Raw genomic sequence first — 25,992 nt, 5'->3', positions numbered from 1 at the left:
ATAATTGAAGGAGATAACAATGAAATTACGCAGCGCGTTTACCAAGCTGTCATGTGCTTCAGCCTTTGCTTTAGGCACGATGATGACACTTTCGCCAGCAGCGAATGCAATGAAATTAAAACAACAAAATTTGCAAGAAATGACAGCTGAGTCACAAAGTATTATTGCTGGTCAGGTGGTAAGTGTAACAGATGGTTTTGATAACAATCGTCCATATACTGAAGTAACTATTAAGGTGTCTTCAGATGCCAAAGGCAAGTTAAAAGGCAACTCTACTTACACATTTCGCCAGTTTGGTTTGATTAAGCCTCGCTCAATGGGCAATGGCAAAGTGTATTTAGGTGCAACACCAGAAGGCTTTTCTAAATGGCGTGAAGGTGAACAAGTGATTGCTTTTATGTATAAACCAGCCTCAATCACAGGTTTTCAAACTACAGTAGGTCTCGCTCAAGGTAAGTTTGTGGTGCGAAATGGAAAGGTAGAAAATCGTTTTGCTAATCATGGTGTTTTTGAAGGGGTGGACACCAGTAAGTTGTCAACTGAACAACAAAACCTTTTAACCACACCTGGTGCGGTTGATGTAGGTGTTTTCATGGATTTAGTGGGTAAATTTTCTGGAGTACAACAATAATGAAATTTTCTAAAATCTCAGCAGCTTTAGTCCTTGCAACTGTTTCAACGGGTGTTTTAGCAGGCGGTCCACTTTATATTCATGAACCGACAATGCAGCCATACAAATGGGACACCTCAAAAGGCAGTATTCCAGTATGGACTGATGGCGGTCAACTTATCAAAGATAAAGATGGTAACGATGTTGAAACCTTCACGGTACTTGAAAAAGGCACTGTATTTAACATTGATGTTACTTTACCTGATGGCACAATAATCCCTGCTAATACAGAGCTTGAACGTGATTATACATTTTTAACAATTGAACAAGCTAATGCGGTAACAGCAAATGCTGTGAAAGAGTGGTCGGATGTAGAGACATCGACTTTTGAGATGTCAGTGCAAGGTACTATTTTTGAGAAAACAGGCATTGCGGATGTAACCGCTGAAAATGTAGACCAAATTTATGGTGTTGAGAACGGTTATGGGTTTTGGGTCAATTACGACACTGATGGCGGCATTTTAGAAAACTATTTTGGTGTGTCCCGCGACTCAGTATTGGGTATTGCATTCCCTGAGTGGGCAGATGAGGAAACTGGTGAGATTATTGAAGCGACAGCTTTAATGAACGGTTGGTATGTAGATATTAATGATACTGATGGCACGCAAGTTGGTGGGGTATTTACCCATGAGTTTGGTCATGCGATCAATATGTCTCACTCGCAGGCTAACGGTCACTTAGTTTATATGTCGGCAAGCTATAGCCCACAATACGATGGTGTACCTGGTTGTACTGGAGTTACTGAATTTACCAGCTCAAGTATGCTTGATTTTTCTGCTATTGAAACAATGTTCCCATTTATTAATGTTCGTTCAAGCGCAGGCTCTAATCAGCACACAATTAATGTAAAAGACGATATTGTTAATATTTCTGACCTTTATCCTACAGAGGAATACAAATCAAAGTTTGGTAGTATTCGAGGAAAGCTTTTTACAAAAGAAGGCGTTGAGTATTCAGGTATTAACTTGATAGCTCGAAACCTTGATAACCCTTATGAAGATGTGATCACTCAACAGTCTGGTAATATGACTCAAGGTCGAATTGGCCCAGATGGCTCATTCACTATTAATGGCTTAACGCCAGGTGCGCGTTATGCACTTTACACTCAAGAGATTAATGCTGGGGGTTACCCAACTCAGCAAACAAATATTCTGTCAGAAGCAGAGTATTGGAATGAAGATGAAAGTGCTAATCCAAGTATCGACAATGCGTGTGCCCTAACTGAAATTGTTGTTTCTGCAGGTGAAACTAAACAAGTTGAGATGTTCTTTAACGGTTATCAAGATGGTATTCAGTATACGCCATTGGTTTCAGCGTTTGTGGTGGATCACGCTAAAAATGGTAAAAAGGCACTAGGAACTACATCATCAGGTATTCCATTTTTATATGACAGTGCGACTAAATCGTTTGATACTCTAGTAAGCCCTGATGGTTACGCCTTATTAAGCTCTACAAACACTGCTATGAATAAAACTGCCACTAAAGCAGCTATTACAGCACACTTTAATGATAACGGTATTATGCAAGGTGGAGTATGGGATATTAACTCTGGCCATGTATCAATGCTTGAAGATTTAACTGGTAATAGCTGCACATTATCGAGTCAACAAGGTGATAGCTCGCATAGCATCTGGGATATGGATGATGCAGGTAAACTTGTCGTTGGTAATACACGTTTCCCATATGATGGTACGAACCGCTGTGCAGAAGGTGAAGGCGCTAGATCTGTAGGAATTCCAACCGTATGGGATGTTAAAACAGGCAAAGCGAACTTATTACCAGGTACTAAAATGGTTGATCGCTCCTATAATTCTGGTAAAGAAATCGCTTTAGTGGATGGTGATACAGAGATCCGTCGCACAGCATGGGCCCGTGCTGATCGTATTTCGGGTAATGGGGAAACAATTACAGGCTCAACAAATGGTTTTACTCAAATTGCTTGGGTTAATGGTGAGTTTGTAGATACCTATACTGAGTTTGGTGCAATCGACAATTCAGTTATCTCTGAAAATGGTCGTTATGTTGCCTTTGGTGCTATCGAAAACCGTCGCTCTGCTGGCGTTAAACTATGGGATACCGTATCTAATACAACGCAGAAAATTGGTAGTTTACGTTGGTGTGACAACATTCCTGCGGTAAGTTTTTGGACAAACTATTGTGACTTAGGCTACAGCCATGAAGAATTAGTTGAATTAGGCTTTGGCTTACCTTCAATCATTGTACTTGATGCAAACGACGACTTGTCAGTAATTACTGGCCGCGCTGGTAGTGGATTAGCGGGCGGTTTTGTTGGCGCTATTTACCTTGAAGGTATCGGTTGGATGTCAACAGAGGAATTCTTTGGGAAACAAGGTGTAAGCGAGGCAAAAGGTATCTTAACTGATAACATGTTTGGCTTAAGTGCGAACGGCTCTGAGATTATGGCCGGTGTAGCAGGACTAACATTGTCAATAGAAGTTGATGCTAATAAAGCCTTCGTATGTGATAACGGGCGCGACCGTGAGCTTAGCTTCCCTAAGCAAGTAGTTGAAGCTGTTAAACTTGGTGCTGAGTTTGGTCGCTGCGCGCATTTAGATGACTAATACTTTGTCGTGTTAATAATTAAAGGCCCACTTAGTAACTTAGTAAGTGGGTCTTTAATTTAACTATATTAAAGAGTCTTCATGTTAAAAAAAATAATATTAAATGCAGTCGCTTTGTTGCTTTTAAGCTTTATTTCTTATCAAACTAGTTCACAAATAAATCAAGTTTCAAACTCACTAAACAAAAGTTTAAGCGCGCCAGAAGAGTTATTGACCACATGGGAGCTAGATGAAGCAGCTTCAATTGAATATGCAAAAAAGTCAGCTAATTGGAATGAACATATCGCTGATTTAATGCCGAAGCTAATCGCAACAAATAAACAAATAAAATACCGCTTTAATCAGGATGAAATGGTAACTATTCATGCTAAAAAAGAGCACGAGATTGCAATTAGCTTGATTAAGCAAACTCCCAAGTCATTACAGTTCAAATTTGAACTCGATGATAAGCCAAAGCACTTGCAAGTTATAAAAGCTGCAGGTGGACGAATCAATATACAAGCAGACGGCTTGCTTGGTTATCAGTTCTTGTTGTGGAAAAAAGGTCGAGAGCGCCTAACCGGTGTGTAAAAACTTTTTGTTAAGAATTTTGCAGTTAACAATTGCAAATCCAAACCAATTACCCTGGATAGTTAATTGAGTTTGATCTTAAAAGGTGGCCATAGGATTGGTCACCTTTTTTCTTTTTATAGGCTCATAGTTAGTTTGCTGAGTTTTCATCAATCATGATCTAGATCAATAAAATTACTGGGCAGATTATTATACTGCCGCGCTTCATTCTTGTATTAATTCATGCAACCGACTTGTACTCGGTTCGATGTGTGGAGCTTTCATGTCGTCACCTATTTTGACCCCTCGTCCTTTTACGCCTGAGTTGTTATCACCTGCGGGTAGTTTAAAGAATATGCGTTATGCCTTTGCTTATGGTGCAGATGCTGTTTACGCTGGCCAACCTCGTTATAGCCTTCGTGTTCGTAACAATGAGTTTGACCTAGATAACCTGCAGATTGGTATCAACGAAGCGCACGCGCAAAATAAAAAATTGTATGTGGTGTCGAATATTGCTCCTCACAATGCCAAAGTAAAATCGTACTTACGAGATATTGAGCCAGTCATTGCTATGCAGCCTGATGCGCTGATCATGTCTGACCCTGGGCTAATCATGCTAGTTCGTGAAAAGTGGCCAGATATGCCGATTCACTTATCGGTGCAGGCCAATGCGGTTAACTATGCCACGGTGAACTTTTGGGCTCAGCAAGGTATCGAGCGAGTTATTTTATCGCGTGAGTTATCGCTAGAGGAAATCGCTGAAATTCGCGAATTATGCCCAAATACAGAGCTTGAAGTATTTGTTCACGGTGCACTTTGCATGGCGTATTCAGGTCGTTGTTTGCTATCAGGTTATATCAATAAGCGTGATCCAAACCAAGGTACTTGCACTAACGCATGTCGCTGGAATTACGATGTGAAACCAGGCACCGAGAATGAAACTGGCGAAATGGTGCATAAAATCGACCCTAAAGCGGTGATCCCAACTCTCGGTGATGGTGCACCAAGTAACGAAGTGTTCATGCTTGAAGAGCAGGGCCGCCCTGGTGAGTACATGCCTGCTTTTGAAGACGAGCATGGCACTTACATCATGAACTCAAAAGATTTACGTGCAGTTCAATATGTTGATCAGCTTACTAAAATGGGCGTGCATAGTTTAAAAATTGAAGGCCGTACCAAGTCTTTCTATTATGTTGCTCGTACTGCACAAGTGTATCGTAAAGCTATTGATGATGCTGTTGCAGGCCGTCCATTTGATGCCAACTTATTTAAAACCCTAGAAAACTTAGCTCACCGCGGTTATACCGAAGGGTTTTTAAAGCGCCATGCGCATCAAGACTATCAAAATTATGAGTATGGTCATTCTGTATCAGATAAGCAGCAGTTTGTTGGTGAAGTATTAGGGCGCACTAGTAATGGCTTGGTTGAAATTGATGTGAAAAATAAATTTTGTACCGGTCATTCACTTGAGCTTATGACACCTAAAGGCAACATCAACTTCAAGCTAGATTTTATGGAAAATAAAAAAGGTGAAGCCATTAGTGATGCGAAAGGCTCAGGACATATTGTGAAAATTCCTTTGCCAGAAGACCTCGATTTAGAGCATGCTATTTTGATGCGTAACCTAGATGCAGATCAAGACACCCGTAATCCATTCAATAAAGCTTAACTGAAAGATGCGCTAAGTCACTCTTAGCGCTTTTACTTCATCTTTTTTTAGTAATTCTCTGTCGTTACTGGTTATTTTTACTATCCTTTTTTCTAGGGTATTAATAAAACATAATCAAAAACTATAGTGAAATACGTCGTTCATCCATCACATCAAAGAGAGCTTTTACATACAGTACCTTTTATTGCGGTAGGTGTATTGCTGCTCGCCATTGTCTTGCTATTGGAGCAATTAGGTCTTATTGCTGCTATTCCTTTTTATATAGCGATGCATACCTGTGTCGAATTGTTCTCAGTTGTGATCTCGTTTTTAATTTTTGCTATTGGCTGGAATACTTGGCATTTCACTAATAACTACAAACTGTTACTGCTTTCTTGCACCATGCTTTGCGTAGCTATTTTCGACTCATTGCACTTTTTAGCATTTGACAGCATGCATGAAGGCGATGCTGATATGAATCTAGTTATTAGCCTTTGGTTAGTTGCACGGCTCTTTAATGGAGCTGCATTTTTAATTATTGCAGCAGGTATTTGGGTCAAATATAAGCCGTTAAATGCGCGTGCTTTACTTACCTCTTTGCTGCTATTTAGTTTATTCATTGCGAGCTCACTTTTTTATTTTCCAGAGCTACTGCCAGAAATATATATTGAAGGAGTGGGTGGTAGCCATATTAAGTTTTTAATTGATTTGCTTGTTTTTGCGCTTTATGGTGCAGCCGCTGTAATGTTTGCAATACAGCTTCGCGAGCCTAGGAAAAACTTAAATATTGCTGGTAAAACAATCGTTTGTTTATTAGCTATTTTAAGTGAGGTCTGTTTTTTGGTTTTAAATGATGCGTCGCACACTACCAACACCTTTAATTTTTTTGGCCATGTTTATAAAGGGCTAACTTATTTTTTATTGTATAAGGTCCTCTTTGTTGAGACTGTAACAAAGCCTTATACAGCTCTAGATAACTTTTCTAAACAGTTAAAAGCAACACTCACGGCACTGCCTGATTCTGTTTTTGAACTTGAAAGAGACGGTACGTTCCGTGAAGTCTTCAGCGATAACTCAGATGGTCATATATTTACTAAAGGTATGGTCGGTCAAAATATTAGCAGTATGTTTGAGCAATCAGATGCAGATGACTTTATGCGTATGCTTATGGAGACTAAAAAGTCCGGTGTGTGTTTGGTAAATACCTTACCGATCACCATAAATGGCAGATGTATTCATTTTGAGTTTTCGATAACTTTGTTCGATCATGAAATTGATGGGCCAACATATCTGATTAATGCTCGCGATGTATCAGATAAAGTAGGCCGTATGGCAGCACTTGCACAGCAAAGTAAATTCAATCGAGGATTGTTACGGCTTACCGAAATTTCGTTTCAAGACGATCAAGATATTTTATTGAATTTTGCGGTAAATCAATCGCTTGAAATCACTAATTGCGATGGAGCAGCTTTGTTTCTTTGTAACGAACAAAAGCAACATTCCTATCGAGCAGAGCCAGGCACTATCTTTGATGTATGCACTGAGAAATTACAAGCTAAAATAGCGGCAGGTGAAGCTGTTATTGTTAACTATAAACATGCTAAAGAGTATGGCTTACCAAGCGACTCAAGCTCATTATTGGTGGTGCCGGTGATGCGCCATAGTCAATGCCATATGGCGATAATTCTTCAGCACCAAACGAAGGTTTTTAGCGAGCATGATAGGCGAATGCTGACTGTATGGGCCGAGTCTGTATGGCAGTGGTTTCATAAAATTAATCTAAATAAACGCATGCATATATTGTCTCAAGCGGTTGAGCAAAATCCACACCCAATTATGTTTACAGATACAGATGCAAAAATTGAGTACATGAACCGCGCTTACTTAGAGATGTGCCAGTACGACTATGATGAACTAATAGGCCAAAGGCCCGATAAAATCAGTGCAGGGCAAACTGATTCCAGTGTTTACGAAAATATGTGGGAGCATTTAAAAAAACGAAAAGCGTGGGTTGGTGCATTGGTTAATAAGACTAAGCATGGCAAAGTGATTGTTGAGCAAACCACCATTTACCCATTGATGGATAAGCAAGGTTCGGTAACAAACTACATTTCATTTCAGCATGATGTAACGAAAGAAGTCGAAAGTGAAACGCTTATACATCAATTGTCTTATTATGATCAGCTAACAGGGCTTGCAAACCAAAACAAGCTGCAGATTGAATTTGAACAAACAATTAAACTTCAAGAAGATGTAAAAGCAGCTTTTATTTTAGTTGGTTTAGATAATTTTAAAATTCTAAATAAAGCACTAGGAATGGCTAACTGTAACCTTGTGCTGCAGAACTTGAGTGCACGAATTTGTAATTTTATGGGTGAGCATATTATAGTTGCTCGCTTGCAAGGAGACCGCTTTGCATTTATCACACCTTATACTTCAACAGGTGCAATAAATAAGAGCTGTCACCACTTATTAAAGGTGATCAGTGAACCTCTTACGATTAATGATGATTTAATCGTTGTTACAGCTTCTGTTGGTGTTGCCTTGTATCCAATTGATGGGCAAAATTTTGAGCCTCTATTACAGATGGCTGAGTCAGCGATGTTTGAGGTTAAGCGACTAGGTCGTAATAATGCCTTATTTTACGCCGAAGAAATGAATAAATCTGGGCTCAGACAATTACAAATCATTAATGCACTTAATTTCGCTCTTGAAAATAATGAGTTTTATTTGGTATTTCAACCGCAAATTGATATTGCATCTGGCCATGCGGTGGCTGTTGAAGTATTACTACGCTGGCACTCAGCAACACTAGGTAATGTATCTCCTGCTGAGTTTATACCCATTGCTGAAAGCAGTGGCCGCATTAGTGAAATTGATGACTGGGTATTCGAACATACCGTTAAAACAATTCGTCAATGGCGAGATGACAGCATGCCGCGTCTCACTTTTGCAATAAACTTGTCTGCAACTAAGTTTGTTAATAAACACTTACTCGGTGATTTAATATCGGTATTACAAACTTACTCCATTGAGCCTGAATGTATTGAACTTGAGTTAACTGAAACAATAGCAGTAGGGAACCCCAAATTTGCATTAAACACTATAACAAAATTGCGTGAGGCAGGTTTTAAAATGTCGATTGATGATTTTGGTACGGGCTATTCGTCGATGAATTATTTAAAAGATTTTTCCCTTGATAAGCTAAAAATCGACAAATCGTTTATTGATGATTTAGAAACCCCCAGCGATGCAGACACTGCAATCGTTAAAGCTATGATTGATTTAGCCAGCGCATTAAGTATGGAGTCAATTGCAGAAGGAGTCGAGACAGAGCAACAGCTGAAAATACTTAAACAGCTTGAGTGTTCACAAGTACAAGGTTATTACTTCAGTAAACCGTTGCCATTAGAAATGCTTTACACGTTTTTTGAGAATATTAAAAATTAAGTGTGCGGAAAAGTAGTAAGAATACTTTGTTCCTATTGTAGGTTGTATAATATAAAAATATTAATAAGTTTAGTTTTTTGTGGGTTGTTTTTTTTATTTATATTGATCTAAATAAATTTTTTAAGTAACATTCACGCCATAAAGGATGAGTTGTCAGTGGGAAGACGGCAAGTAACTAGTATTGTTTTATTACAAGGTTACTTAAATTGAAAAAAGTTGAATCCAATCAATTAAAAAAAGGTATGCAAGTTAGGGTCAATAAACATTGGCTTAAAACGCCTTTTTTAACAAGTAAAGTAAAAATAAAATCAGAACAAGATAAATACAAACTCAAGCAATTTGAGGGGGCTTTATATGTTTCTGAAGAAAAATCCATCACTGAGTTAGGTAAAGGTTTATCTATCCTAAAAGTTGCAGTCGAAGACTGTAAACAATCACAAGTATTAGACAATAAGTCAATAACTAAAGCTGTAGCGAATATTGTTTTATTTGTTTTAAACGATGCTAGTCAGCTTGGGGTTATTTATGAAAAAATTAGTGAAGACTCTCAAACGTTTAGAGAGTCAGTGAGATTATTAGTATTAATAGCTTTGTTCTCTAAAGAAATTCGATTAAGAAAAGATAAACTCATTCCATTTGCAAAGTCAGCCTTTTTAAAAGACATTGGTATGTCTTTAATTAATTTCGATTATAAACATGAGAAACAGTTATCAGCTAAAGGGCTCAAAAGCATTCATGAGCACGTTGAACTCGGTTGTAAAGCTTTAATCTCTCAAGGTGTAGAGCAGAATGTAATTAAAATTATTAAGTGTCATCATGAAAACTGTGATGGCTCAGGTTACCCTTATGGCTTAATAAAGTCTGAAATCCCACTTGAAGCACGTATAATCCGTATTATTGACACATATGTTGCCTTAACATCTAAGCGTCATTATCGAGAAGAGTTTTCTAGAGTAAACGCAATTGAGACAATTTACCACTCTGCGCAAATTGGAAAGTTTGATCATATTCTAACTGCAAAGTTTATAAACTTCATTCGGCTGTATCCGAAAGGAATTCAAGTTGAACTGCGAGATAAGTCACATGTTTTTATTAATGAAGACTTAAATAATGGCAAAGTGAAAGTCGGTAAAAATATACCTCCGGTTCAGTCAGTTGTTGATAAGGTAAGTATAGCTAAATGCCTTTGGTTTTTATAAGTACTTAATTTCCTCCTCTTTTTAAATTTCATAGAAGTTAATAACCTACATTCTCTATAAAGGTACTTTTAAATTTTAACTGTTCTTTGAGATTAAAATGGTACTCATTTTATGCGAAGTAATTTGCCTGTAAGTAATATAGAAATAACATTTCCAGAATCAAAAAAATTAATATCAGTCACGGATGTTAATGGCAACATTGTTGATTGTAATGATCACTTTGTTGAAATAAGTGGTTTTGATAAAAGTGAATTAATTGGGCAACCTCACAATATTGTTAGGCACCCTGATATGCCCGAGGTTGCATTCAAAAACATGTGGAAATATCTAAAGGATGGCAAGCCATGGATGGGCTTAGTTAAAAATCGATGTAAAGACGGCCGCTTTTATTGGGTAGACGCATATGTAACCCCCATTTGCCATGAAGGGGTAATAACCGGTTATGAATCAGTTCGTTCTTGCCCTAAGCAAGAAGATGTTATGCGTGCACAAAAAATTTATCCAAAACTTAGGCATGAGAATTCTACTTCTAAAAGTAATTTAAATAATTACTATTGTGAAATTACAGCTTTTTTTGTTTTTATTCTCGCAATTTTATTAAATTATATAGAGCATAAACATCTTGCTATTACTTTATTTATATTAAGTTTTACTATTAATTTTTTTTGTTCAATAAAATCTAGACGTCGGATAGTCAATGACTTGTTGGAAAAGCTTGGAAGTAGTTTTAAAGATGATTTAGCCGTAAAAACTTACACGAATAAATCAGGAGACTTAGGCAAGTTAGAAGTCGCAATAATAAGTCAATTTGCTCATTTAGGTGCTATTTTGACTAGAATAGAAAATGCGGCCTTGGCTGTATCGGAAGAGTCTCATAGTTGCCTTATACTTACTGAGCAAACATGTAGTGAGTTGCAAAACCAGCAATCAGAAACAATTCAAGTTGCTACGGCCATGAATCAAATGACCACAACGATTGCTGAGGTGGCACGGCATATTTCCGAAACGGCTAATCAGGCTGATACTGCTTCCAAATTATCAACTTCTGGTAAGCGTTTTTCAGAAGTCACAATGACTTCGATTAACCAATTACAAAATACAGTGTCACAAATAGGAGAGTCTATTACAGACGTTTCAATTCAAACTGAGCGTATCTCAAATGCAGCCCAATTAATTGAGCAAATTGCGGATCAAACAAATTTACTTGCACTGAATGCTGCTATAGAAGCAGCAAGAGCAGGTGAACAAGGGCGTGGATTTGCTGTTGTTGCAGATGAAGTTAGAACACTAGCCCAGAGAACACAGTCTTCTACAAAAGAAATCTACGATATTATTCACAACTTAATAATTAAGGCGAGTAGTGCTGAAGAAAAGGCTAAGTTGGGCAATGATGAAGCAAAGCATGGAGTATGCAATGTGAATGATAACGCTAAGATGCTTGATGGCATAGTCGTCGCTGTTGATCAAATCGCTCATATGTCTACCCAGATGTCCGCCGCTGTTGAGCAACAAGTTCATGTTGCTGAAGATATAAACCATCAAATTGTGAATATTTCAGAATTAGCAAATGTTGGAGTTACAAATGCAGATAAAGTTTCCCAGTCGATAGCTAAATTACAAGCAGTATCGAATGAATTACACGAATTGGTCGTTAGGTTTAAAAGGTAACAAATTATGTTTAATCTTGCTTTTGAACTTCAGAAGGAAAGGAACGGTCATCTTAAATCAATATCGATACTTATTATGTTCTTTTTATTGAGCTTTTGGGGATTGGAACAAATAAATATCATTCCACAAAAAGGTGGAATAGTACTTCACCTTACATTAGAGCTATTGCCTATATTTGTGTTTTCATCGATCGTATTACTTGAATTTCAGAGGCTTGACGGGCGCTATATTGAACAGAGTAATATTATTATTTTTGGCTTTAGTATTATTGTAATAATGGATTACATGAATGCCATTTCATTCTCTGGTATGCCTGCATTTATTTCTGAAAGCTCGAGCCAAAAGTCAATCTTTTTTTCTATACTCGCTCGAACATTTGAGTTAATTACATTTGCTGCTATTGCTTTATCAATTTTGCTGCCAGGTAAAAAACTTCTTTGGTTATGCTCAGGTGGTATCGTATCTTTAGTGTTAATGTCTTGTGGAAATTTATACGAGTCATACCTTCCTTTATTCTTTATAGAAGGCAAGGGAGTAACAAATACAAAAGAAGTAATAGAGTATTTCCTACTCGTGGGGTATGTCATTGTTGCGATGCTGTTCTATGGAAAGTATTCAAATGAGGGAAAACGAAGATATTTTTATTTTACGTTATCCTCTATGTGTATGGCGTTATTTTCATTATTAGTGACTCATTATCAATCCCTATCTGACAGTTACCTTGTAATTGCACATTTGATCAAATTAGTTAGTGCGCTGCTTATCTACAAAAGTATTTTTATTGAAGGAGTTTCTTACCCATATTTTCTAGCTGGGCAGTCAGAAGCATATGCATCAAAGAAGAAACAAGAGTTGAATAACATACTAGATAATATGGGTATAGGAGTACTAAGACTTAGTATCGATTTTAAATTAAGTTACTTTAATAAGAATGCCCTAGATACATATTATTACTTAGATAAAACATCTAGAGATCAGCGTATTCAAGATATTTTTCCACAAGATATTGTAGATAAAGTAATGCCTTATTTGATAAAGGTATGTCAAGGTGAGCAAATTAGATTTTCATTGAATCACTTAGCCTTTGATGGCTCACAGCTATATAGAAATATTATTGCTATACCGGAAAAGAATTCAGCATGTGAGGTGTTAAGCTTACTTTGTTTGATTGAAGATATTACTGAGGTAAAACTTGCTGAAAAAGAAAATGAGGAACTTAATAGAAGTCGAGCTGAATTAAAAAAAGCACTAGATCAACATGCAATAGTTGCTACCACCGATAGTCAAGGAGTTATTACATGCGTTAATGAAAAGTTTTGTAATATTTCACAATATTCAAAAGCTGAGCTTATTGGGAAAACTCATTCGTTAGTTAACTCAGGAACTCATCCGCCTAGTTTTTTTAAGGGGATGTGGAAAACAATTCGTAGTGGTCAAGTTTGGTCTGGGGAAGTATGCAATCGCGCTAAAGATGGCAGCTTATATTGGGTAAACTCTACAATAGTCCCTTTTATGGGCGATAATAATAAACCACAAAAGTATATTGCTATTCGTGCCGATATTACTGATCGGAAACTTGCAGAGCAAAATGTACATAGGTTAGCTATGTATGATGAACTGACTAATTTACCTAATAGGCGTCACCTGAAAGATAAAGCAAAAAGCTTGAAGCTAAAAGCATCGGAACAATATTATGCTTTACTTTTAATAGACCTAGATAATTTTAAAATGGTCAATGATACATTAGGTCACGGTGTGGGTGATTTATTACTTAAAGAGGTATCTCGACGCTTGGAAGGAATTGTCTTTTCTCCGAACTTAGTCGCCAGATTAGGGGGGGATGAATTTGTCATTTTGTTAGATGAACCAAAATACGCAAGCGACAGTGATTTCCTTTTAATTGATACTTTTGCACAAAATGTACGTAGTGTTATTTCGCAAAGTTTCTTCTTAGATGGATTTGAAGTGAATACCACACCAAGTATAGGTGTGACAATTTTTAAAAATCACGATTTTGATTTATCTGAAGCCCTTAAAGAAGCCGATATTGCAATGTACCACTCTAAGGAAAAAGGTAAAAATACAGTTAGCTTTTATGATCCAAAATTACAAGCGTCGATTTTGGAACTGAACGAAATAACTCAAGGTTTACTTAATGCAATTCCAAGAAATGAATTAAAAGTTTTATATCAGCCAATTCATGACACTGAAGAATCTTTAGTTGGTTATGAAGCATTACTTCGTTGGGATAGCTCGTTACTTGGCAGTATTTCACCAGATATATTCATTCCTGTTGCTGAGGAGTCGAAACAAATCAATCGTATTGGCTTATGGGTACTCGAGCAAGTATGTAAAGATATGAGAGACGGTAAAATACAAGGTAATAGTAGTGTTGCAGTTAATGTGAGTTCATTACAATTTCAGGATCCACAGTTTGTGGAACAAGTATTTGAGGTTATAGGAAGATATTTGATATCACCTTCACGCTTAAAATTAGAATTAACTGAGGGAGTAATTTTAATGGGAACGGAACGACTAATTAAACGGATGAACAAACTTAGAGCGATAGGTATTAAGCTTTCCTTGGATGATTTTGGAACAGGCTACTCGTCATTAAGTTACTTGACTCGATTCCCAATTGATACGTTGAAAATTGATAAATCCTTCATTGATAAAATGCTGACTAGCATTGAAGATGCATCAGTTGTAAAAGCAATATTGACCTTAGCTGATGGGTTAGGCAAGAATGTTATTGCTGAAGGAGTAGAAACTGAAGAGCAATTTATTTATCTAAAAAACTCTGGTTGCCAGTATTTTCAAGGGTACTTGTTTGGTAAACCAATACTCTTGAATTAATTTCTATGAATTTGACCTACGAGTTTGTGAAATCGCCAAATACTCTAAAGCAGGATTATTGAAATTGACTGGCAAGCTCTGCAAGAGAAACTTCAGCAAATCGTTTTAATAATAGCGATTCTGCGTCATCCATCGCGTTTTGTATGGCGCTATTTACTGCATGTTCGATAGGGCAATTGCTGTGCTCATCGGTTAGACCTATAACAAATAGGTTCTTTTCGCCAAGCGCTTGGTGAATATCAAATAAGGTGATCTCAGTTAAGGGAGTTGCAAGTAGCCAGCCGCCATTGTGACCTTTAATAGCTGATACATAACCTGCTTGACGTAGTAATGCCATAGTACGGCGCACGACCACAGGATTGGTCATTAACATGTTTGCTAATGTCTCTGATGTGACAGGTTGGCTGTAACTGTCTAAATGGATCAGCACATGTAAAACCCGCGATAGTCGGCTGTCTTTTCTCATGTTAAATCGTCAAAATGCGTTTTTTGCAGTGTACCACGAACTGCTTAATATTGACCGTTTGAATTACCAAACTAATGCTCACTAAGCCAATCCCAAGCCAGCCAATTTGCTGAAATTGTTCATGTAAAATCACAATAGCAAGTATGGTGGCGATGATAGGCTCAAGCAAAGTAATGAGTACGGCTTGGCTGGCAGCGATGGTTTTTAAGCCAATACTAAATAGCCAATAACCTAAAAACATCGGCACAATGGCCATGTATAGTGCCACGCTGGTATTGGTAATTGTGGCAAACAGCGTATCCCCTGTAATTAATAATGATGGCAGGAGTACACAGGCTGCGCCACCAAATAGGCTAGCCATGGTCGCTCTTGAATGAACGCCGTTGCTAATTAAACGTTTGGCAACCCATGAATAACCGGCATAGGTAAGCCCTGCAATTAAGCCAAGTAAAATGCCGATGTTTTGGCTAAACAACCCCTCTGCAGCAGAGTTTGACTCTTTACCTAACGCGATTAAGCCTATGCCTATAGCGCCAAAGCAAAAGCTGACTAGCCAGCGAGTTGCAACGGGCTTTTTCTCAATTAAGTATTCCAATAAGACGGTAAATAAAGGTGCGCTGGCAATCGAGACAACGGTGCCTATTGCCACACCGGCACTATTCATTGAGGTATAAAATGCCAGCGGATAAATAGCCACACAAGCTGAACCTAATAGGATTAGGCGGTAATGTTGACTCAGTTTATTAGCATCATCTATCAGTTGTTTTATTGCGGTTAGGCAAAGTAGTACGCCGCCAAAACCCATTGCAAAAGCACCAATTGCAAAAGGGCTAATGTCTGGCGCAAAACTTGCGGCAGTGCCTGTTGTGCCCCAAAACACACTGGCAACTAACACGGCAATTGTAGCGATAGCGTGGTTCATCGATGATTCGCTTTGAATTTAAGGTATAAAAAGCATAATAAATATCGGCGCAAAAATTTTGACAAAAAGGACGGTTTTGTTAGCGTTAAAAACCAAAGTTACTTTTTGAATTTGCTTGGTGATATACCAAAGTACTTTGAAAAACTGCGGCTAAAAGATGAAAGCTCATTGTAACCAACTAACTCACCAATACGCTGTAACGGGTAGTCGGTATGGCTTAGCAAGGCTTGGGCTTTTTCCATTCGCTGTTTAGTTACATAGTTCATGGCAGTCAATCCTGTTTGTTGCTTAAACAGCAGCTTAAATTGTGTTGGGCTTAAACAGGCAATGCAGGCAAGGTGTTTGATGTGAAGAGGAGTGCTTAAGTGACTGTCAATATAAAGCAGTGCATCGCTAATTCGGCTGTCGAGCTTTGGTAGCATAACTTGCTCAGCTAACAGTAAATTAAAGGTATTAAACATGGCATGTTCTAATTCATTATTAACGGCTTGCTCTAACTGTTTTGACACAAATTGTAAAAATGCCCAAAGTGATTGATTAATGGCAAATACGCAGCGCTCAGCGGTGGCAAGGTTATCCGGTAGCTTTGGCATATCGGCCACAACAAATCGAGCCTCTGGCATGGCGGTAAAAAGATGCACTTGCGTGGCTTTGACAACCACGCATTCACCCGGGGCGACTTTACCTTGAAAATCACCCACACTAATAGCTATCACTCCTTTTAAGGGCAGTACAAGTTGATGATAGTCATGGCTATGACTAACAGGCTTAGTACTGTATGAACGGATTGATAGGTTGCCTTGCATCGTTTTGTAATAACCATTTGGAGAATAACGCTATTATGCCTGTTTGCTAAGGATGATCAATTTTATGCCAATAAAGGTGTAAGTACATGCTCGTAGGCAATCATTAGTGCGACATAAACTAACAAAACAGCCATTAGTTTATTAAACACATTAAAAACACCCGGCCGTGATACTTGTTTGCCAAGCACTAAGCCCGCTAGCGAGTAACTTGTAGGAGCACCAAAGGCAAGGATGGCTAAAATAAAAGACCAAAATACGATTGCAGCTCCGGTAATATCCGCGCTTGGGAACTGAATCGTAGCAATAGGTAAAGTGGCTACCAGCGCTTTTGGATTTAAAAGCTGCATAAACAGGCCATCGAAAAAGCTAAGTGAGGCATCCGCTGAGCTATCACTCACCTGTACTTTTGCTTTTGCGACCTTCCAAGCAATATACAAAATATAGCCGCAACCAATTAAGCTCACATAAGGCAAAAACTGCGGGTTGATCACTTGTAAGCCAAGGTAGCCAAGCAGCACAAATAAGATAAACATCGCGCTACCCACGCCGATAAAAAACCCAAGGTGTGAACGTGTTTGTTTATTTAAGCCACTGCTTAAACCGAGTAAATTGATTGGCCCAGGGGTGTACATAATGCCAATAGCATATGCAAAAATATCTGCCATAACAGCTCCAAATCAGTAATTTAGCTCTATCTACGAGCCCATTGCAGTTGAAATTGTTTTGGTGTCATACCGAATACTCGTTTGAAGTTACGGTTGAGGTGGCTGGCATCTGCAAAGCCAGATTCAACCGCTACGCTGGTGGCATCGCGGCCAACCTGTAACGCTCTACGGGCATAATTAATACGACAGTTCAAAACATATTGATGTGGAGTAATACCGAAGTGCTCGCGAAAGCGGCGGATAAAATGAAACTTCGACATAGTGGCAGCATGGGCAATGTCATCAATAGCAATGTCATTGTCGATATTTGCCAAAATATAGTCTTTTGCTCTCAGCAGTAAGCTATCAACACGGGTGCTTAAAGTCGGTAAATCAAGGCTGCCGTTGAGCCTGACTAAAGACTGCGCCATTTGCAATAGTGCAGCTTCTCGCTCTATTTTGTTCGTGCTATTGGTTTGTAAAAGCCTAGATAAGTTAATCACTTGATTACGCAGTAATGGATCTGCATACAAGGTGTTTGCCATACGTAATGTACAATCTTGCTTATACCCTAGCGCTTTGAATAAAGGCTGAAATTCATCAGGATGAATGTACAGCATTAGATACTCTAGGTTTTGCTCCGTGCCAGAGTGACCATCGTGAATATCTTCAGGGTTAAACAAAATAACATTGCCAGGTACGCTTTTATAAAACGCATTACGACAAAAAAAATCTTGCCGCCCCTGTAGAGTTATGCCAATTGAATACTCTTCGTGAGCATGCTTTGCATATGTAAAATCACTCATAGTCGCAGTCAACATCGAGATGCTCTGATGCTGTTCGTTGTTGATGTACTTAAAGTGATTGTCTTTGCTCACAGATGCTCCTGAAGGTTGTGCGCTTCGTTATTATTCCTACGCCAATATAGCGAAGCAAGCAACCTTAAAACTTGAACAAAATTGCTGATATTGAATTAAAGAGATTTATTTTTGCCTAATTAACAGCAAATAACGGCAAATAGCAGTGATACTTATATCGATTTTTCAATTGCTTATACAAATCTCTTCTCAGACTTTTCTTATATTTTATTTTAGTGTGAATGTTTTTATCCCTAACTATGGTCTTTTAAACAATCAGTAGAAAGGGGGTTGTATGAATTTACGTACATCAAATAATTTAGTGATTGCACTTATCACCATCAGTTTTTCGCTATTGGGTTTGTCATTTATCTTGGGAGCAAACCCCAATGCCATTGGCAGTATCTTTTCGTTTTATAAATTAGACTCTCAGGTGCCAGCTCACATCATGAGTATGATCGCAGGCTTTGCATTTTGCTTTGTTGGCATTACCAGCCTTCATTCTCATTTAGGGTTTATTAATAGGGCACTTCCGACCATCACTGCATTTGCTATATCACTGATCTGTTTGATTACGTTGTTTGGCGCTAATCGTTGGCTTGCAAGTGAAGGGGGCTTTCCTGTGATTGGTTCAGGGCAGGGGATCATTAAGTATTTTGCTGTAATTCCGCTATTTTTATTTGTGTTTTACAAAGATGCTTTAAGTGATAAAGCGCATATTACCTTGAATTATGCTTCAGTGGCTTTAGTGCTGGTTTGGATAGGCGCAATGAAGTTTTTTGCTTTTGAGGCAAAGGGGATTGTAACGCTTGTTGAAACATCACCATTCATGTCGTGGTTGTATCAGGTTTTTAGTGTGCAGGGCGCATCGAATGCGATTGGCGTGTTTGACATTGTTAGTGTGCTGTTGCTTTGTGTTGGCTTATTACTCAAAAATAACAAGTTAATAGTGTTGGCAGGGCTTTCCTGTTGCGCTGTTTTTATTATGACGCAAACATTTTTAGTTACCGCGCCGAATGCGCTTAGCAGTACGACGGTTTTAGCTGGACTTGGTCAATTTGTGATTAAAGATCTGTGGTTTATTGCGAACTTAGTGATTATTTACCACCTAGCGGTGATCAATAATACAACTAATGAAATAGCACAATAATTTAGATAGGCCTCACTTTAACCATAGTTTAGGATTAATTACCAAGATCCCACTGTGGAGCAATTTCACGAGTTGTTTGTCTGCCACCCCATAAGATGCATCTATTAATTTTGCGATTGCAGAAAACTACTTAGAGAAGCCTGATTAGGTCCAAGCGCTAAACTTTGCAAATACAGCTTTAACTTTCGCGGAACAAGCAGCAGATGATGAATTACAGTTAGAAATTAATGAACCTATTTTTAAAGTTAATTCCTTACCATGATATTAAAAATAAAAACGCCAGTGCAATGCACTGGCGTTTTTGAAATTACGGAAAAGAGTAGCGCACAATCCGTTTTACAACAGAAAAGTACTGGCGAAAGAAGCCGCCTGTATTGTAATTGATGCCGTGCTCTTTAAAGATAGCTTGCACCTTAGGAGCAATCTCACGATAACGTTTTGCAGGTAAATCAGGGAACAAGTGATGCTCTATTTGATAGCTCAAGTGCCCAGTCATTACATGAAACAGGTTACCCCCTTTGATATTTGATGAGCCTAACGCTTGGCGGTAATACCACTGGCCTTGCGATTCATTTTCGCAGTCTTGCTGTTTAAATGTTTCAACTTCACCGGTAAAGTGCCCGCAAAAGATAATCGTAGAGGTCCAGAGGTTACGTAATAAATTAGCGGCTAGGTTACCCGTTAAAACCCACAAAAATAAAGGGCCGGCAATCAGAGGGAAAAGCAGGTAGTCTTTCACTAACTGGCGTGCTCCTTTACTAAAAAAGCGTTTTTTGAGTTCGCTATGCGATACCGTGTAATCACGGCTATCTTTTTTCTTACCGAAAAATACCCGCTCGGCAGCCATTTCATGGTACGACACACCCCATTGGAACAGCACGCTTAGCAATAGGTAAGTGATAAATTGCCACAGGTTTTTTACCCGCCAACGAAAGTCATTAGATAAACGCAGTAATCCATAGCCGAAGTCACGATCTTTACCAATAATATTTGTATAGGTGTGGTGCTCGTAGTTGTGAACGCGGTTCCAACTTGAACCATCGCACGCTATATCCCACTCGTAAGACTTTGAATTTATGTGTTTATCATTCATCCAGTCATATTGGCCGTGCATCACATTATGGCCAATTTCCATGTTATCGAGAATTTTTGCAGTGGCTAAACTAAGCACACCGACTATCCATAAAGCAGGCTGAATAAAGCCTAGCATTAAGAGAATACGGCCACTCCATTCAAACACACGCTGGCAAACAATAACGCGGCGAATGTATTTCGCATCTTGCTCACCCAGTTTCGATTTTATATCTGCTTTAACGCTATCGAGTTGGGTTGCTAGTTTTTCAAAATTGACTGTTTTTGTCGTGTTCATGCCGATAACTCCACGTCACTGACTGGTTGCGATATGCAAAGTTGAATTAATTGCTCTGAGCTATCAGAGAGCTCGCCGGTGCGAATATCACGCACGATGCCTTGCTTTTTAACGCATTGGCATTGATGGCAAATTCCCATGCCACAGCCAACTGTCACTGGTTGCTTATTCGCTTGTAAGTGAGTAAGTAAGGTTTGTTGGTTATCAATAGTGAATGTTTTGCCCTGATGAGTGAGTGTTAGTTCGAGCTTATCAGAGGTTGCTAAAACAGCAGGGACTGCACTGAAATGCTCACTGTCGATAGGCGTATTTAACTGCTTTGCTAAAGTTGCTGCTTGCTTATATAAAGCAGCTGGGCCGCAGACTAACCAGTGTTTATGCGCGTTTGTTGTCAGCCATGTCGTCGCATCGCCGTCTTTGCTGCGCTCAAGTAAGTGATAATCAAAATTGCTCAGTGATTGCTTTAGTTGCTCAAGCTCATCTTTAAGCCAGTGGCTGTTCGGCTTTGCATAGTAAAGCAGGGTTATAGTTTGTTTGCTATCTGCAGGTAAAGATTTAAGCATGGCTATAAATGGCGTAATGCCAGAGCCACCGGCAAGCATAATTATAGAGCGCGCGGTATTTGGCATAACAAACTGGCCTTTAGGCTCAGAGATATTAAGCCATTGTCCAGGCTTCAAATTTGCTAGCTTTGACGTAAATGCGCCAATCTCTTGGCTGCGGATCAATAAACGAATTTGTCGCTCTTGCTTTGCCAATTTTGGTTCGCTTGCGATGGTAAACACGCGAGTCAGTAGTCGCCCGTTCGTTTGTATTGTTAACGCAATATGCTGGCCTGCTTGATGATTTGGCCATGCTTTTTCTGGCTCAATAATCAGCTCGATGCTTTGTTCAGCAAACACGTGTACATGTTTTAGTTGTGCGCGAAAATACCCATCGCGCCAGCCAGGTTTAAAGCACTGGAGCACAGGTTCCCAGTATCCTGACCAAGATTGATGATGCAATAAATGTTTTGATAATGAATTTAATAACATTCTTTTTTTGCCTTTAGCTTACAAGTGTACGCTCACTAGGCGTACAAGTGTAAGCTGAAAAAAGATAATTTCAAGTCTAATTTGAGTGTTAGCTCTAAATTGGCGGGGAAATCCAACTTTTGAGAATTTAAACTTAATAAAAAGAGCTGAGAAAATTGCTAGTTTTTCATTTTAATTCATTGCTATATGCTTGATAGAGCTAACCCGAGTTGGCATGCATCTAGAAAAGAAGCCTTGAGTTCTTTTACAAAGAAGTATTTTCGGCTATTAATTGAGAACGACTTTAACCGTTTTAGTTTGTAGCTCTGCCACCGACATTGGGGCAAAGCTTAATTTACAGATTGAGGTGTAAGATGAGGGGATTCATTGTATTTGGAGCCAATCCAACCTAGTTAATAGCTAGGCAAACATTATCTCATCTGGGTTTCGTTTGAAGCTATCCTTACCTTCTAGATTACGCCAAACCTTTTCGTGAAAGTAAAACGCAACCGTATTGACTGCAGGCTCAACAATGGCGACCAGGCCACCAATTAAAAAACTACCTGTTAAAAAGTAGGTCACTGTAAAAGCGATTGTGAAGTGCATCATTGCAAAAGTAACTGTCTTAACCATTTTGAATACCCCAACTCTCATAATTTGATGAGTTTAGTATTGCTCATCATTTTTAATCTTTAAAATGGAATAATAAGATTGTAGTGATTTATTAAATGGAATGGTTGTGCCCAGTGTTGCTTGTTAATTTTCAAGTCAATATGCGCACATTGATGAAGAAGTTTTGAGCTTTTCGTCAATTTACTTTTCTATTGCGATAGTTCTAATGCATTGTTTGTAAATATATTTATGGATTTTTGATGGCTGTGAGTGAGTTGTGTGCTACTTGTTTTTTGAAGGGGGCGTTCAACGTTCTAGAGGGCCCAGACTTTTTGAAAGTCTAGACCCACAGCGGTTTGCTTGAGTGCAACTAGCTAATTTAAAAACTACTCTGCTGCATGGGGTAAAATAAATGAAAGTGTTGCTAAGTGCTCGGTCTTATCAAATACAGCGAGATTTGTACTTTTTTCATCATATATAGCGGCGACTACGTTTAAGCCTTGATTGCGTAGTGGCAATGTCACGATGCCTTCATCATTGCTTATTAGGGGCTTTTGATCTGGGTCATTCACAATATCATTAATCACTTTAGCGCCTTGAACTGCCTTACCATTAAATAGTATGCGATAACTAACTAATGCACCTTTCTGATCTGAAAAGCTGTTTCCTATTGGGATAATTTGTAACTGTTGTTCTTTAAGTTGAGGAATTTTAGTAAGAGGCCCACGCAAATGTACAGCATGTTTTTTTGTATGTTCGCTTAAAACTGCATCAGGGATTTGGTCGCGGCCACTTGCAAACCATTTACCATCTTTAGTTTTGCTCCATAAACCGTTATCGAGCATTCCTGTAACAGCATAAACCGTGTTATCGCTCAGTATCATCATATGCCCTGACTCAACAAGTTTTACACTTTGTTCTTGCCAATTTTTGTTATAACCAGTAACTCTTTTAACTTTGTCTTGGCGCTTAACAGTGTCTAAATCTTGTGCACCTTCACCATATATCAGTGCTAATTGTGATGAGCGCTCAGCAAACCATATTGCATGTGCTTGTGTTTTTGCGCTGTAAATGCTGGAAATTGATATGGCTAATGTAATGCAGGCTAAAGTAACTTTGTTCATTCTTCTCTCTAAGTGTTTATTAATTAAGCGTTAATTTGAGTTTTTTAATTTCTGTTGTTTGCGAGGGTAGTTCTCAGTGGTTTAATTGTTTATCATACTGCAAATGATAAGTATTGTTAATTGTATGTTCAAATGATGGATAATGTAAATCTTTACCTAATAACTACAAGCTTTATTGAATAACTACAATTCATACCTGAGAGATAGAATGAACAGATATCAAAAATCAGCCCTTTCAATCATGATTAGCGCAATTTTTACATCTTCCGTATATGCCACTACAGAGCCATCAGAGATAGAAAAAATATCAGTGTCGGGTGTAAGGCAAGCTTTTCGTGGGGATGTTCCTTTAAATGAGCAACCACAATCTGTCGAGTTTATTTCATCAGACACACTCAATGAGGCTGGTGTAACCACCTTAAGTGACATTTTCGATTTAACCCCAAGTATTTCAGAACAAAATGACTTTGGTGGTTTATGGGAAAGCTTTGCAATACGAGGTTTAGTGGGTGATGAGAATATTCCATCAGGCTTTTTAATTAACGGTTTTTCATCTGGGCGAAGCTTTAGCGGTGTTCGTGATACGAGTAATATTGATTATGTAGAAATCATGAAAGGAACAGGCTCTGCACTCTATGGACGCTCTGAGCCTGGCGGTACGATAAATATCATTACAAAAAAACCGCAGTTTGCACAACAAGGCTATGTAAAAGTCACTGCCGGTAGCTGGCAAAGTTATCGCACTGAAGGCGACTACACGAACGCAATTACGGACCAAGTGGCCTTTAGAATTAATGGTGCTGTGGAAGATAGTGAAGGTTTTAGAGATTATCATGAATCAGAAAAAACTGTATTAACGCCTTCAATTTTATGGCTAATTTCAGATAAAACGAAGTTGAATTATGAGCTAGAGTACGTTGATCAAAGTTTAACTTTCGATCGAGGTATTGTTGCTGTAGATGGTAAAATTGATGCGCTACCCATTGAAACTTTTTTAGGTGAGCCAAGTGATAAACCTACAGAAGTTAAGGCTATTTCTCATCAGCTTACCCTTGAGCATCAATTAGGAGAATGGTCGCTTCTAACAGGTATTAGTTATAGCGATTCAGAGTTTTTAAGCGAATCAAGTGATGCTGAGCTTGCTCCAAGCCGACAAGTATATTTCATTGATGGCGTGACACTGAGCAGACAACATAACCAGCGTGACTTTCAAACTAACTATATATCTGCACGCTCAGAGCTTAGCGGTAGTATAAAAGCTGCAGGTTTCACTCATCACCTTTTAATTGGTGCTGATGCCAGTAAGTTTGATTTTGATAAGGTTTGGTACAGATATCGCCCGACTATTGATGACACGAGTTACGCTATAAATATGTATGAGCCTGAGTACGGTAAAACGGCGCCTGAAGGTTCTCTGTTATTCGACACCACAGAAGTACAGAATAGCTATGGTATTTATATTCAAGACCAAGTCGACATCACTGAAAAATGGAAAATGCAAATTGGTGGTCGTTACGATTGGTTTGATCAAAGAATTGATAACCATAAAAACTTAACGCGTTCAGAGGCTGACAAAAGCACCTTCAGCCCTCGAGCAGGTTTAGTATATGCTCACTCTGAAGATCTACAATTTTATAGCAGTTATTCTGAAGGTTTTAGACCTAATAGTGGTTTCGATGCTGATGGAGAAGCATTTGAGCCTGAGGAAACAACCTCTATTGAAGTTGGAGTTAAATTTAATACAGACATTGTCAGTGGTAGCTTTACAGTATTTAATGCGCAAAAGAGCAACATGTTAAGCACTGACGTACAAGCAGGTGTATCTAGGGCTCTAGGCGAGGTTACGAGTGAAGGTGTTGAGCTAGACTTACACGGTAATATTACTAGCCAAACTTCGTTTGATCTTGCATATACTTACACTGATGCTAAAACAGCAAAAGATACTGTTAATACCGATTGGTGGGTTAGTTTGCCAAAAGGCACCCCTTTATTAAACATTCCAAAACATAGTGCCAATGTGCGTATTAAGAGAGAGTTAAGTGATTTAATCGATTCGAACTCAACAGTTGGTGTGTCGGTTCAATATGTTGGGGAGCGGCTAGGTGAAGCGATTGACCCTAGCTATTATTTGCCTTCATATACTTTGGTAAATCTGTTTGCAAACTACCATGTTAATGATGATTTGAGCTTACAGTTTGTTGTAAATAACGTATTGGATAAAACCTATTACGCTAATTCATACTCTGCAATTTGGACCCAACCAGGTGAGCCGTTAAATTATAAGGTTAGCTTACAATATAATTTTTAACGTAGGTTTAATTGCAACTTGCTTAGACTCCAAAGTCATTGCCTGCATTCTTGAGCGAAAGTTTTGCAGAACATTCTTTGACTTAAATAAAAAAACGAA

At 38.6% G+C, this 25,992-nt stretch carries 19 protein-coding genes; 10 read left to right on the top strand and 9 right to left on the bottom strand.

The features are described 5' to 3' along the window. The first annotated feature begins 19 nt into the window (after positions 1-19). The 8 genes from EVU92_RS19880 (at position 20) to EVU92_RS19845 (ending at position 14,622) form a co-directional block, all read left to right on the top strand. On the top strand, positions 20-631 hold the full coding sequence (locus EVU92_RS19880; protein WP_205987952.1) for a hypothetical protein: 612 nt from the start codon (positions 20-22) through the stop codon (positions 629-631). Continuing rightward, positions 631-3,252 (top strand): hypothetical protein, encoded by a 2,622-nt coding sequence (locus tag EVU92_RS19875; protein ID WP_130052878.1) that lies wholly within the window; start codon positions 631-633, stop codon positions 3,250-3,252. Before EVU92_RS19880 ends, EVU92_RS19875 begins: the two co-directional genes overlap by 1 nt. Positions 3,253-3,333: 81 nt before the next feature. Next, the gene (locus EVU92_RS19870) at positions 3,334-3,822 is read left to right on the top strand and encodes a hypothetical protein (protein ID WP_130052877.1); all 489 of its coding nucleotides are present in this window, start codon (positions 3,334-3,336) and stop codon (positions 3,820-3,822) included. 262 nt (positions 3,823-4,084) lie between these two features. Beyond that, complete coding sequence (gene yegQ / locus EVU92_RS19865; RefSeq protein ID WP_130052876.1) at positions 4,085-5,470, top strand: tRNA 5-hydroxyuridine modification protein YegQ; 1,386 nt, start codon at positions 4,085-4,087, stop codon at positions 5,468-5,470. 126 nt (positions 5,471-5,596) lie between these two features. Continuing rightward, positions 5,597-8,899 (top strand): EAL domain-containing protein, encoded by a 3,303-nt coding sequence (locus EVU92_RS19860; protein ID WP_130052875.1) that lies wholly within the window; start codon positions 5,597-5,599, stop codon positions 8,897-8,899. Between the two features lie 206 nt (positions 8,900-9,105). Next, entirely contained in the window at positions 9,106-10,098 is a 993-nt protein-coding gene (locus EVU92_RS19855) for an HD domain-containing phosphohydrolase (protein WP_130052874.1), read from the top strand. Between the two features lie 111 nt (positions 10,099-10,209). Then, complete coding sequence (locus tag EVU92_RS19850; protein ID WP_130052873.1) at positions 10,210-11,766, top strand: PAS domain-containing methyl-accepting chemotaxis protein; 1,557 nt, start codon at positions 10,210-10,212, stop codon at positions 11,764-11,766. Positions 11,767-11,772: 6 nt separating this feature from the next. Beyond that, positions 11,773-14,622 (top strand): EAL domain-containing protein, encoded by a 2,850-nt coding sequence (locus EVU92_RS19845; protein ID WP_130052872.1) that lies wholly within the window; start codon positions 11,773-11,775, stop codon positions 14,620-14,622. A 55-nt stretch (positions 14,623-14,677) separates the two neighbouring features. On the opposite strand, the gene EVU92_RS19840 is transcribed toward EVU92_RS19845, so the two are convergent. From EVU92_RS19840 to EVU92_RS19820, 5 genes are all read right to left on the bottom strand, one after another. Beyond that, positions 14,678-15,088, bottom strand: a complete 411-nt coding sequence (locus tag EVU92_RS19840) for an Rrf2 family transcriptional regulator (protein WP_130052871.1) — start codon at positions 15,086-15,088, stop codon at positions 14,678-14,680. A 1-nt stretch (position 15,089) separates the two neighbouring features. Further along, a complete protein-coding gene (locus tag EVU92_RS19835) occupies positions 15,090-16,010 on the bottom strand; it encodes an EamA family transporter (RefSeq protein WP_130052870.1) in 921 nt (306 codons plus the stop codon). A gap of 98 nt (positions 16,011-16,108) precedes the next feature. Beyond that, positions 16,109-16,816 carry an AraC family transcriptional regulator gene (locus tag EVU92_RS19830; protein WP_130052869.1) on the bottom strand — a complete coding sequence of 236 codons (708 nt, stop codon included), beginning with the start codon at positions 16,814-16,816 and terminating at the stop codon, positions 16,109-16,111. 62 nt (positions 16,817-16,878) lie between these two features. Next, a complete protein-coding gene (locus EVU92_RS19825; RefSeq protein WP_130052868.1) occupies positions 16,879-17,481 on the bottom strand; it encodes a LysE family transporter in 603 nt (200 codons plus the stop codon). 26 nt (positions 17,482-17,507) lie between these two features. Beyond that, on the bottom strand, positions 17,508-18,338 hold the full coding sequence (locus tag EVU92_RS19820) for an AraC family transcriptional regulator (RefSeq protein ID WP_130052867.1): 831 nt from the start codon (positions 18,336-18,338) through the stop codon (positions 17,508-17,510). A gap of 274 nt (positions 18,339-18,612) precedes the next feature. Between EVU92_RS19820 and EVU92_RS19815 the strand changes: the two genes are divergently transcribed. After that, positions 18,613-19,467, top strand: a complete 855-nt coding sequence (locus EVU92_RS19815) for a DUF417 family protein (protein WP_130052866.1) — start codon at positions 18,613-18,615, stop codon at positions 19,465-19,467. Positions 19,468-19,774: 307 nt separating this feature from the next. On the opposite strand, the gene EVU92_RS19810 is transcribed toward EVU92_RS19815, so the two are convergent. The 4 genes from EVU92_RS19810 to EVU92_RS19795 all read right to left on the bottom strand — a co-directional run bounded on the left by EVU92_RS19810 (position 19,775) and on the right by EVU92_RS19795 (position 23,585). Next, entirely contained in the window at positions 19,775-20,836 is a 1,062-nt protein-coding gene (locus EVU92_RS19810) for an acyl-CoA desaturase (protein WP_130052865.1), read from the bottom strand. Beyond that, positions 20,833-21,870, bottom strand: coding sequence for an iron-sulfur cluster-binding domain-containing protein (locus EVU92_RS19805; RefSeq protein ID WP_130052864.1), 1,038 nt, complete (start codon positions 21,868-21,870; stop codon positions 20,833-20,835). The genes EVU92_RS19810 and EVU92_RS19805 overlap by 4 nt, the downstream gene beginning before the upstream one ends. A gap of 399 nt (positions 21,871-22,269) precedes the next feature. After that, complete coding sequence (locus EVU92_RS19800) at positions 22,270-22,482, bottom strand: DUF2061 domain-containing protein (protein WP_130052863.1); 213 nt, start codon at positions 22,480-22,482, stop codon at positions 22,270-22,272. 365 nt (positions 22,483-22,847) lie between these two features. After that, positions 22,848-23,585: a DUF4198 domain-containing protein gene (locus EVU92_RS19795; protein ID WP_130052862.1), complete on the bottom strand. Its 738-nt coding sequence runs from the start codon at positions 23,583-23,585 to the stop codon at positions 22,848-22,850. Between the two features lie 208 nt (positions 23,586-23,793). On the opposite strand from EVU92_RS19795, the gene EVU92_RS19790 reads away from it, so the two are divergent. Further along, a complete protein-coding gene (locus EVU92_RS19790; RefSeq protein WP_130052861.1) occupies positions 23,794-25,893 on the top strand; it encodes a TonB-dependent receptor in 2,100 nt (699 codons plus the stop codon). The last annotated feature ends 99 nt before the right edge of the window (positions 25,894-25,992 follow it).

This window comes from Pseudoalteromonas sp. MEBiC 03485 (assembly GCF_004195145.1).
Taxonomy (GTDB): domain Bacteria; phylum Pseudomonadota; class Gammaproteobacteria; order Enterobacterales; family Alteromonadaceae; genus Pseudoalteromonas; species Pseudoalteromonas apostichopi.
This window is presented reverse-complemented; position numbering and strand designations above follow the sequence as displayed.